Here is an 11,889-nt window from a genome sequence, read left to right on the forward strand (position 1 = left end):
GTTGATAAAGTCGGACATAAGGGCGGACTTACCATCGGAGCGAACACAAGTTCAGACGGCCGCCCCCGGAGGCTTACCCTTTAAGCAGACTTAAAGTCATCCATAGGTAATCCATTCGCATAACTATGAACGCTAAGGGATCGGTAGCCGATAACCCCGGAGCGCCCGAAGAGCAGTTCAGAAGTTTCCACCCCTTCAAAGAGGCTAACAAGGAGCCTTGGATCAACCTACTGGCAATTGATACCATGATAACACCGTGTCTTGGTTCGGCCTTGATGGCTATAGCGGCCTTTAGGGATATCCACTCGCACTCGCATAACTATGAACGCTAAGAGCGGCGCTGGGCAATTTAAAGCAAGCGTGGGCCGCCTAAAAGGCTTCTAAAACCCTCCTTAGCTCACGTCCGTATACCATCCTGTCCGCCACCCGGACGCCCAAGCCTATTGATCGTCGCCACGAAATAGCCCGTTTCGGCAACTACCGTCAAAACAAATGCAACTGCGTCCAAGACCGAATGACCGACATCGAAACACTTTTGATCGCTCCAGAAGAACCAGCGGCACCAACCGTCGAAGCGCAAGTCAGCAGGATCTTTGATGGAGATGGTATCCTAGCCAAGGTTGTAGTTCCGAATTGGAAAGGCCGTTCAGGGAGCACCAAGACCACAGAGGTTGCGGTGCGCTTCGGCTTCATCGATGCACCAGAGATGGGTCAACCCGGAGGCCAAGAGGCAAAGGACTTCCTGACCCGCCTCATTGGAGGTCATAGCCTGCGTCTAGCTGTCCTGACCAAGATGGACGTAGGAAGCTCGTTCGACGCTTACGGGCGAATAGTTTGTGTACCATACCTGACACGAACCTATTCATCAGCCGACTTCGAAGCCGAAACGGATTGTCGACACAGGGCCGCTTCATTCGGTGGCGGTGTAAACGTCACACGGAATGTGGAACTGGAAATGGTCCTAAACGGCTGGGCCTGGGTTCTGGAGCATTTTGGACCGGACGAGCGGTATCTGTGGGCTCTTAGAGACGCTCAGGCCAACCGTAGAGGCATCTGGTCGGCCAATAGCGTTGAGGCACCTTGGGATTTCAAAAAGCGGTCCAAGAAGGCGGCAAAGTCAACACAGCAACCGGACTTGCTGACGGAGCTAGAGAAGCCTGAGGCTTGCCCACATGATGGCTGCTCGGGGCATCAAGTCAGGCGTAGCGGGAGGTTTGGTAACTTTGTCGGATGTTCACGATATCCTCGGTGCAAGTTTTCCAAGGATTTGGCCATTTGATTTGGTGCCTCTCGAAACGCATTTCCGCAACTTAAGCTCCAGAACGAAAATCCGACCGGAAAGTTGAAGAGACCTTCGAGCAAGCTGTGGATTGTGCAGCATTTCGCACCGACGGTGGAGTTTGAGAGCATGTAAACTAACTGGATAAGCCGCGTATCCAGGTCGGGCGTGCAGCCGACCGTCGCCGCGCATTGCATGAAAGTCCGCGATGTGCAGGGAGCGAAATTTGCAAAGTCGGGACCACCGCATGCTCCGACCGGCGAGGCCCGGTCCAATGCCGCAGTTTAAAGATAGCTTAACATGCCGCGCTACGGCCCGTCCAAGGAGACGTTCGCTGCAGGGCAAGAAGTTTGCACACTGCTAAATTCACGCAACGTGGAAAAAGCATCCGGTTCCTGCAACGCAAAAACGTTACCAAACCACGGCAAAATATGCACCATTACCCGGTGAAAACTTGGCTCCTAGGTTACGGTTTTTGCTCAGGAGTCCAGTAGGATACGGGAACACACTTCCACAGCGTCTTCGTCGACTCTAACTGAAACGGGAAAGCCTTGGACATCAAGTATCTGGCTATGCAGGCCCACTTTGATTGCATCTGCCTCCCACGCGAAATCGAAGAGCTGAGCAGCTTCTCCAATAAAGGTCCGCGCCAGTTGATTGGCATCTCCCGAATTCGCTCCAGCTTTCAACCGTGCCTGAAGCGGTGCGACACATGCAAGCAATAGGTCAAGAAGGGCTTCACCCTCGTTCAGCTTTTTGGAGGATGACGCAGCTCTCAGGCAACGGATCGCGTCACCAAAGGCCTGTTCTAGTGCGTCTTCTGATGCATCTTGGATGCTAAGAGCTTCGTTGACCGCCGCGTCTGGCTTGGTCATGAACTCTGTAAGCTCAGTGTTGGAGTAGTAGTCCTCGATTGTGCCCCGACGGAGAATGAAGCAACCCAACTCTTCCAGTACGGAAAGCAGGACATCCAATCGCGCTCGGATCGCCGACCAGTGTTCTGGCAACGCGGCCAAATGCTCAGCCGATTGGGACAGAAGCGCTACAAGGGCGGCACGACGTCTGCGTTGTTCTTCGCGGCTTGGGTCGCCGTTGATATAGTAGCCGGTCTGTTGTGCTATTCGAGCAATCTCGTCCCAAGAATTTTCCACAAGGCCACAGAAGTCACCGTAGACGTTTCGTGACAGTTCCGTCCCTGAACCAAATCCGCGAGCAGTTGCCGTTGCGTTTCCAGCTTGCGTATTCAAAAAACTGTTCACCAACTCTGTTCCGTCAGCGAGGCCATCGCAATCTGCGAGAACCACTGGAGCCTTGCCCATTAGCGTGAAGAGTTTGAGAACCACTGGGAACTCGCCTTTCCCAATCACAGGGAGCACTTGAGAGCCGCCTGCTTCAAGGTGGATTTTAAGCCTGGATGCGAGCGCCCCACATATTACCGCGTCCGAAGGCCCCTCCACGAGCACGGGTGATCTCGCGAACAGCGAGAGCTTGTGCTCCTGACCCATCCGACTGACAAGTTCCCGAATCTTCCGATTTTGGAGTTCACCGGTATCTGGTGCAATCTGTACAGGAGACACTCCAAAATCCGAGCAAAAGACGAGTTGTGGAATGTCACTTGGGCTATCAAGCTTCACGAACTCCGTTGAGTGTGTCGATAGCAAGATGATCTTCTTGTTGTTCCCCACTTCAGGAAATCCAGCGATATCCGTCATCGCTTGCAATAGAAATGCTTGTAACTGAGGGTGCATAGACACCTCAGGTTCATCGATGATAAGTGCTCCGACTTCGTCGTCATATATTGACGTTAGCAACCCAACCAAATGCATTAGGCCAGATGCTTCTCGACCAGAGGAGTAGGTGGAATTGGGCCCATCCAGTCGCGAAAATGAGAGCTTCAAACGCCCGGCGTCCCATTCGACTAGCATATCCCTTTTAAATAGCTTTCGCAGTCTTTCACGAATTTTGACCAGTATGTCTGGCCGTTGCGAGAGCGTGAGGATGTCACCTTGCAGCGTCTCGTATTTGTGCCGCCGAGAGCTATCTTTTTTTGAGCCATACTGAGCTTCATCATATTGTGGATTTCCGGACCTGTGGCCGTCAAAATCTGCACGATACTGTTCGAGCATTCCAATGCGTCCGGCTGAGACGAACCGAACTTTCTTGTTCACCGGCGGTGTTTCATTCGGCCCTTGCTGTCTCATCAGCTGTTCCAAACTCCGCTTGGCGGCCCGCATCAATTGCGTCTTTCCAGAACCGTTGGGCCCCAATAGAACAGTTATGCCTTCGTGGAGGTGGATGGAGATGTTCTGCGTACCGTCCGTGAGTTGAATGCTGGCAGTGATCTCCACAGGAAATACCATGAAATAACCTTTATTTTTTAGAACTTTCTGGGAGGATGCAGCAAACACGACATGATAGCAAAGACTTATGCGATCTGGCGCGATCCATTACAACTCGCATCTACGTCTGCTTAGTTGAGAGCTACCGACCTCTTCGCGCCCACAGCGAATGACGGCTTCGCTTAAATTTTTCGATACGGGCCGCTGCGTGACGTTGGCTGCAACACGTCCGTTCAAGGCTGGGACCGTTCATCCGTTGCGCCAGCCTCTCTTCCGACGTCCAAACGCGTCCGCCATCCAAAAAACGGCACGCCCATCACTCTTTCGGGCGCCGGAAAAGGGTTACGGTGTTTCCGCAGCTCGACAATCGTCTTAGAGTGAAGCCAAAGCGCCTTGTCCTGCTCGGCCACTCTAGAAAATCACAGGAATTGAAACTCTGCTCTATTATCCGCATTATACGCCAAGCCAAGAACGGCTGCGTTCGCTCCTTCTATTCTGCGACAAGGTTTCTCTGATTGTTCCGAATGTTGATCAATCCGGGGTACAGCGTCGCCAGCATATCGCCGAGATCCTGTGCAAGGACGACAACTTGGTCGAAATGAAAGATCCAACATACCGTTATTCAGGGTGGATGGACAAAGATGGGGTGGCGCAGGCGACAGAGAACCTTATTGCAAAGCTGGTTAAAAAAACTGCGCAAGAAGGGCAACTGACACCGATTCAGTTCGACCAGTACGGTCAGGTAAGCTCAGGTCAAGACGACGAGATAGCTGTGCGTTGGTCTCAAAAAGGCTGGAAGTATGTTGCCGAGGAAAAATTCCCGCCGAATTTCCGCGACATTTTCTTCTCTGAAGGTATGGCCTTACGAGTCGGACATTTTAGAAACCCAGATACCGGTGACGTAATTGAGCACAACGGGGTCTTGTGCCATCCTATTTTAGCAGATTTCGTGTTGGCGAGAATGGCGCGCGAGGCTTCGACGATTGATGGTCTTCCAAGCATCACTTTTGGTGGCATCAACTATACAAATCACCTCTTCGACGGAGACCAGACGCATCGCGCAGATCGGTTTAAGCTCCTGCAGACCACCATGGATTTGTTTGTTCCAAACAATGTAGGAAGCTGCAATATTCATGACTTCTTTTCGATACGCCAAGAATATGAGGGGGTTCGGCGGCTGGTCTGGCGATATCTTGAAGACATTTCCAGAGAGAAAAACTTGGACTTGGAAGTGAAAGACCAAGAAACACTTCTCGAACGCCTGGAAGACGTGCGAAGGCGCATCGACGAAGAGCTAACTAGTATCAAGAAAATAATTGGCCGCGAACGCTTCACCGCTGGAACACTTTTCGCGTTTGAGGCGGCGTCAACTATCGGCCTTGCAGCACTAGGGGCACATTGGGGCGGGCCACTTGCCGCTGCCGGAACAGCTGGACTCGGAATTGCTGTTGCCGAAGGCACTAGAAGAATGAGCACCCTTGGGGCAAAGCGGGACGGAACCGCACAGTCCATCGCGATGTCAATTGCCAAGATTGAAAGGCGGGGTATGCCAGCAAGGCGAGCAGTCCCGAATTATTGGCTTTAAAGGTGGGCCTGTACCACTTTGCTGCGGCCTTCAGGTTCTCATTTGCAGGCCTGTTTCACTCGATCAGGCACGGCCCTTCGAGCCAAATGCTGCACAGCGTCGTAAGGTCGTAGAGGGTCTTCAAACCCGACGTTTGCTGCGCTCGGCCCGAATGTCCACTCTAAACAATCTTTAAATGAAAGCTTGGATGCGCTCACGGTTAACTGTCGCGAGCTCAGAGGAGGTTCGACGCCTCTTCCAGCAACAAAGAAAACTCATCAATAAACAAACAATAACTCCAACAATAGCCCCCATTTTTGAACTCAGTTTTCTCAAACCCCCACCCCCTTCCCGTAGAGGAGAAACTTTCTTACTTCCTGTCGCCCTGAGCCTTTGGACCTGCCAATAGACCTTGCCCCTGTGTCATGTCTTTGAAGGTGGCGCTTTGTACGCCTTATGGATCGGTTCTGCATTTTGGCAGACGGTCCGCCACAAAATCATAGACATCACTGACACACAGGAGGGCGTACCATGTTGGTAGGCTATGCACGAACTTCGACCCTTGAACAGAAAGCTGGCTTGGAGGCCCAGACAGAGTCACTGAGGGCCATTGGATGCGAACGGGTGTGGGAGGAACAGATAAGCTCTGTTGCACCCAGAGAGGGCCTTGAGGAGGCTCTACGGTTCTGTCGGGAGGGTGACCTATTGGTCGTAACCAAGCTGGACCGTCTGGCCCGTTCAGTTCGACACTTGGGAGAAATCGTAGAGGGGCTTTCGGACAGAGGGATTGGGCTACGTGTTCTCGACCTTGGACTGGATACATCGAACGCCACAGGCAAGCTGATGCTGAACGTTCTTGGATCAGTGGCCCAGTTCGAAAGGGAGATGATGCTGGAACGTCAACGGGAAGGCATTGCAAAGGCCAAGGCTAAAGGTAAGTACAAAGGCCGGAAACCGACAGCGCGAATGAGGTCGAGTGAAGTCCTTGCGATGCTGGCTCAAGGATATGGCAAACGGGAAACCGCCCAGCGCCTTGGAATGTCTGAGAGGTCAGTGTTTCGGATCATTAACAATGGCAAAACTCTAGTGGACAGCCAAAACTGATCAAAAAAACGCACCACATTACCTTATGTTATCGAAAGCGAAGCCATGAGCGTTCATTCGCTTTGGCACCGCTGACCTAGCAGCGCTCCCCCAGGGAACCGACCGCGTACCAGGTTCCCGAGTACTCTCCAGGGATGACCGCCTTTTGACGTTAAATTGGCGTTGCATTACCTCGGCTGTTTAGAATCCGAATGACACACGAGGCATCCACAAAAATGCTTACAAGAGTAGTTTCAGAACACCGTTTACAGCTATCGGAATGGCTAAACTTGCGACATTTAGGCCGCAAGTATATTAGAGAGATTGACTAATCAGCAGTTCGAGGCCTCAAAAAGAGACTCTAAAGAATGTAATTATCTATGGTTAGATCAGACTGCTCGATATCCAACAAAAGCACCTTTACAAACTCATTGCTCGCATTGCCTTTAATCACCAAGCCACGGTTCACTTCGACATATTGCACATCTTCAAGATTGCCGAGATCGATATAATCCTCATCTACATCAAAATCTTTTATAACTGTTTTTCCTTTTTGACCCTGTACCGTCGTAAAAGAGAAGCTGAATGCAAAGGTATCGGAACCAACACCACCAAATAGCTTGTCGCTGCCTCCGGATAGGATCAGCTTGTCATCCCCTTTACCACCCTTCAAGACATCATGACCGGCCCCACCACTTAGAAGATCATTCCCGCCCCCACCGAAAAGCTTATCATTGCCATCGTCGCCGTACAGGCTATCGCGACCAGCATTTCCAATGAGTTTGTCGCTACCATTCATCCCACTGACCCTATCATCACCTCGACCAGCATTGACAACATCTCGGTATTTATTCCCGGTGATAATATCATCATGTGACGTGTTCACCCGAAAGATGAAATCAGCTTCGTTATCTCGATAAAGGTCGGAATCGCTATACGAGTAACCGCTGTAAGATGAATGAGCCAAGTTGTAGGACATCACGCTTTGGAAAGGCAGAGCATCTTCGACCAAATTAAATTCTTGCAACAGCCACCACATCAACCCGTTGCCAAAATAGTTGCCGTTGGGCTGCCACTGAGTAACGGTAGCGAACCCCTCCCAAGCACCATATGCAACGTCATCGTTGATTCGAGTGTAATCAACGTCAAGCGCATCCTTGAAAGGATTAGAGATGGTGTCACGCAGGCGAAAACCAAAACCGAGGCCGTCAAAAATAGTCAATTTCAAGTTCGCACCCTTTCAAGAACCAAAGTCAAAGCCTGTAGGCGAACAGGAAACCGGAGCAAGACATGACGCTGTGTCATTTCCGCAAGCCCTGATCCATTCGCTCGCATTTTTTTAACTTATACAGGGACTTGCGCTACCTACAATGGAAATCTCGGAAACGCACCGGGTCGTGGATTCATAATCCAAACCCATAGCATCCTCCCTCAACCACATGGAAGAAGGCAGAACAGCTAAACTGACCGCAGGCCAGCTGCCTCCGGAAGGAACTTCGCCCCTAGGATAATAAGTTTTGGAGGCAAACGACGGGTGGAACCGTTGCAAAACAAGGTCGGCTTGTCGGCAGGGGATCCACGCAAGAAAACTTTGGATCTGGATCGCTTATTCGGGACCGGTCACACACTACAACAACTTACGACGAACAGCGCATCCGCCAAAGCCAACTTGGAACTTCAATCGCTTCCGAGGAGTAAAAACCATATTTAGCTCTCGCTTCGCGACACTCGCTCCGGTCCACAAATGAGTCCACAAGACCACTTTACCAAGAACTAACACTTTGATATAAAATATAAAAATTCCAACACGCAATCCTCTCCTGGGCACCAAAAAATCACGAAAATTCGTAACATAGCAATGACCTGCAGGGTACGCCTGCGGCAGGACCGGCCATTGTGGGCTTCGTCGGAAAACTGACCAATCTGCGCGGCTTGTGGCGTTGCAGATCACTCCAACGAAGTTGCAGCGCCAAGGCATCCCCCACGACATTCGCGACGCATCCGCCTGTGCTTTCCAATCGGGTGCGGGCTCGAAATTGTCATGCCTGCTCCTGCTTGTTCATGACACAAGATTCGAATGCACAGCGACCCGAATTCACACCCTTTCAACTTGGATGGAACGCGTGAATTAATCAGACTTTAACAATTCAAATCAATAACGGCACCTGATCTCAAATGGAAAAATCCAATTAATTCTTGCCCGATTTCTCAATTCCATGCACGGTCAGGAGTGAACTATATCACCTCAATTATTGAAGGGGCTTCTGAGAGAGGCCTCAAAGTATAAAAGCTACTCTACCGGCATAATATGACGAACTATCCTGCACAGATTTTCCAACCATCCTTTCTTAGCGGAACCGATACAGTCAACTTGGCCGGGGTCGATATAGATCAGGACGGCGACATGGACGTGGTTGTGACCATCGGGTCGTTTCCTCCCACGCAAAAAATCGAAACAACGCCGTTCATTTTGTATAACGACGGCACCGGCACTCTCAGTCTGAAACGGCTGCCCGGCCCCTCGGTCCAGAACAGCATCAGCGATTTTGAATTCGCCGACTTCAACGGCGATGGGGATCTCGACATTTATCTTGGGGCGGGCGGCTACGATACCGAACCTTTTGAGGGCGAACCGAACCTTCTGTACCTTTCGGACGGCAGAGGCGGCTTTACAGACGCCACTAAAAGTCTGCCCGGACTTTCGGACTTCACGCATTCGGTCACTCACGGTGACGTCAACGGCGACGGCAATCTGGATATCTATGTCGGCACTGTTTTCGGTAATAAAGAGATTGATCCCTACCTGCTGCTCGGGGCCGGAGACGGCACGTTCCAGCGCAAGAAACTGGACCAAAAACTATTTGGCCTGTTCCAGTACAAATACACGTCATCCTACATCGCTGATCTGGACAAGGACGGCCAACCGGAGCTGATCCTCGGTATGGACGCGCGGTCCGTTTCCAGAGTCATGACCTGGGATGATGACGCGCAGGACTTTGTCGAGAAACAGGAATTGCCGATCGGTCGCTTCCAGAAGGACTCGATCACCGTCAGCACCAAAACCGCCGATCTCAACAACGACGGACGCCTCGACATCCTGTTCAGCCAGACCGGGGACAATTACGAGGGCGGTGCCATTCAGGTCCTGATCCAGCAGGACGATGGCAGCTTTACCGACGAAACCGACACATTCCTGCCGGGGTTCGATACCGGGCAGGAATGGATCATGCGGCTCCAGCCCGCTGACATCAACGGCGACGGGCTGACCGACCTTCTGACCAGCCAGTCCTCGGGTTTTGGCCCGGTGTCCTACATCAATACCGGCGGGCGATTCATTACCGTCACTTCCGATTACACAATCGACGAGGGCGGCGATGAATACCTGTTCTATGCGCTCGACCCGAAGGCTGAGAGTGTTTTTGCGGCCATGTATTGGGGCGACGGTCTCCGCATCGCAGAGGTCCCGATGAGCGAGTATGGCGCGGACATCTCTGTAACCGCTATGCCCGGAATCAACCGGACAGGCACCCAGGCGGACGATATCATGCGCGGCGGCGCTGCGCGCGACCGGCTCAAAGGCGCGAAAGGCGATGACAAGCTTTTTGGCGGATCGGGGAAAGATACGCTGAAAGGCGGCGGCGGGAATGACAAGCTGTTCGGCGGGTCATCCAAAGACAAGCTCAAAAGCGGCGGCGGCGACGACCTCCTGAAAGGTAATGGCGGGGCCGATGTGCTGATCGGCGGGAACGGGAACGATAACCTTATTGGCGGATCCGGCAACGACAGGATCGTCGGAAGCAAGGGCAACGATAAGATGCGCGGCTCTGGCGGCGCGGATGATTTTATCTTCAAGGGTAAATTCGGTCGGGACGTGATCAAGGACTTCAACGCTTTGAACGACAAGGAAGACATCGACCTGTCGGGCGTAAAGCCGATCAAGAACTTCCGGGATCTGTCAAACAACCACATGTCGCAGGACGGTGACGACGTCGTGATCGATGCCGGGACGAACAAGATCGTTCTGAAATCCGTAAATATGTCGGAACTCGACGCAAGCGACTTTCTTTTCTGATCGGGGTTTGGCAAGGGGCGTTTGATGGCCGAGGTTGCGGTTCTTCCAACCTCTATGGTCGTCCTTGTCAGGCGCGGCAAATAGACAGTTCGGCCAACGCCGCGCCGCCATCCTATCGCCCTGACCCGCAGCGCGTCACACCCGCCCGAACGGAGCAGTACGCACGGGGTCAGCGCTGACCTGCGTCCGCTTTGGAACTGTCCTTTTCCGACCGGATCAGCGCCTCAAGTTCGGCAAGGCGGGCCAGAACCTCGTCCCGGTAAAGGTCGGTCTTTTCGCTATCTTCCTCATGATGCGCGTCCTGCATCGAGTTCACGATCAGGCCGACCAGTAGGTTCACCACCGCAAAAGTCGTCACAATTATGAACGGGACAAAGAACAGCCACGCCTGCTGATACTGCTCCATCACCGGACGCACGATCCCCATCGACCAGCTCTCCAGAGTCATGATCTGGAACAGGGTATAGCCCGACTGGGCCAGCGTTCCGAACCACTCGGGGAAACTGTCGCCGAACAGCTTGGTCGCCATCACCGACCCGATGTAGAAAATCACCGCCATCAGGACGAAAACCGAGGCCATGCCGGGGATCGCCTTGAACAGCCCCTCGACCACCCGTCGCAACGACGGCGCCATCGAGATCACGCGCAGCAGTCGCAGGATGCGCAGAGCACGCAGCACGCTCAGCCCCTGTGCGGCCGGGATCAGCGAAATCGCGACGATGACAAAGTCGAAAACGCTCCACCCGCGCCGGAAAAACCCGAGGCCCCGGCCAAAGAACTTAAGACCGATTTCCACGACAAAAATGACAAGGCAGATACGATCCAACAGCTTGATCAACGGCCCGACCCGCTGCATGGCGGTGTCAGAGGTTTCGAGGCCAAGTATGCCCGCGTTGAACAGGATCACGAACAGGATAAAGTTCTGAAACGCGCGACTGTCGGTGAATTGCGCGGCGCGCTCACGCAGAGTGGGACGGGAAAAATCGGTCATGCCTGATCTTGTCTTTCGGTGTCTTCTGCAACGGGAAGCTTTCGGTCGCCCGATACACAAGATGAGCTGACAAGACCATGATCCTTCACGGTCTGTACCCGCCGATCGGCATAAAATCTTCGTTTACGCTCCCCTACTCTCACATACCGGGCATTCACCGCACGCCCTTGAACGTCACCGCCCCCTGTGCTGTTCTGAAATCACGGGGCGCGCGCAACATGCTGCCCTGGGAAAAGGCGGGTCATCATGCTTGAAATCAGCACCGGAAAAGTCGTCAGGGTCATCGCGCTCACCCGGGAATACGGTCCCGACAGCGTCAAGCTCGCGGATTATATCTCGGGCCTGAACGATGACGAGAACCTGAACCTCGTCGCTCTGATGTGGATCGGACGCGGCTCGTTCGAACCCGAGGAACTGGAAGACGCCAAGGAAGAGGCCCGGCTCGAAGCCTCCGCCCCGACCGAGCGCTACCTCTCGGGCATCCCGAGCCTAGCCGAGCATCTCGAAGACGCGCTCGACAAGCTCGGCATCGACGTCACCGACGAGGAAGACGACCTCTGA

At 53.0% G+C, this 11,889-nt stretch carries 8 protein-coding genes; 5 read left to right on the plus strand and 3 right to left on the minus strand.

Going from position 1 to position 11,889, the window contains the following annotated elements; genetic code table 11:
• Window positions 1-514: 514 nt before the first annotated feature.
• Complete coding sequence (locus MF268_RS23725) at window positions 515-1,279, plus strand: thermonuclease family protein (RefSeq protein ID WP_238373200.1); 765 nt, start codon at window positions 515-517, stop codon at window positions 1,277-1,279.
• A gap of 479 nt (window positions 1,280-1,758) precedes the next feature.
• On the opposite strand, the gene MF268_RS23730 is transcribed toward MF268_RS23725, so the two are convergent.
• The gene (locus MF268_RS23730) at window positions 1,759-3,639 is read right to left on the minus strand and encodes an ATP-dependent nuclease (protein ID WP_238373201.1); all 1,881 of its coding nucleotides are present in this window, start codon (window positions 3,637-3,639) and stop codon (window positions 1,759-1,761) included.
• Between the two features lie 568 nt (window positions 3,640-4,207).
• Here MF268_RS23730 and MF268_RS23735 point away from each other — a divergent pair.
• The gene (locus MF268_RS23735) at window positions 4,208-5,203 is read left to right on the plus strand and encodes a DUF677 domain-containing protein (RefSeq protein ID WP_238373202.1); all 996 of its coding nucleotides are present in this window, start codon (window positions 4,208-4,210) and stop codon (window positions 5,201-5,203) included.
• A 510-nt stretch (window positions 5,204-5,713) separates the two neighbouring features.
• The gene (locus MF268_RS23740; RefSeq protein ID WP_238373203.1) at window positions 5,714-6,286 is read left to right on the plus strand and encodes a recombinase family protein; all 573 of its coding nucleotides are present in this window, start codon (window positions 5,714-5,716) and stop codon (window positions 6,284-6,286) included.
• Window positions 6,287-6,626: 340 nt separating this feature from the next.
• Here the strand turns inward: MF268_RS23740 and MF268_RS23745 are convergent, their stop codons facing one another.
• On the minus strand, window positions 6,627-7,493 hold the full coding sequence (locus tag MF268_RS23745; RefSeq protein WP_238373204.1) for a calcium-binding protein: 867 nt from the start codon (window positions 7,491-7,493) through the stop codon (window positions 6,627-6,629).
• Window positions 7,494-8,573: 1,080 nt separating this feature from the next.
• Between MF268_RS23745 and MF268_RS23750 the strand changes: the two genes are divergently transcribed.
• Entirely contained in the window at window positions 8,574-10,337 is a 1,764-nt protein-coding gene (locus tag MF268_RS23750; RefSeq protein ID WP_238373205.1) for an FG-GAP-like repeat-containing protein, read from the plus strand.
• A 169-nt stretch (window positions 10,338-10,506) separates the two neighbouring features.
• Here the strand turns inward: MF268_RS23750 and MF268_RS23755 are convergent, their stop codons facing one another.
• Window positions 10,507-11,328, minus strand: coding sequence for an ion transporter (locus tag MF268_RS23755; protein ID WP_238373206.1), 822 nt, complete (start codon window positions 11,326-11,328; stop codon window positions 10,507-10,509).
• Between the two features lie 246 nt (window positions 11,329-11,574).
• Here MF268_RS23755 and MF268_RS23760 point away from each other — a divergent pair, with 246 nt between their 5' ends.
• Entirely contained in the window at window positions 11,575-11,889 is a 315-nt protein-coding gene (locus tag MF268_RS23760) for a DUF3775 domain-containing protein (RefSeq protein WP_238373207.1), read from the plus strand.

The organism is Heliomarina baculiformis (genome assembly GCF_019966545.1).
Taxonomy (GTDB): domain Bacteria; phylum Pseudomonadota; class Alphaproteobacteria; order Rhodobacterales; family Rhodobacteraceae; genus Heliomarina; species Heliomarina baculiformis.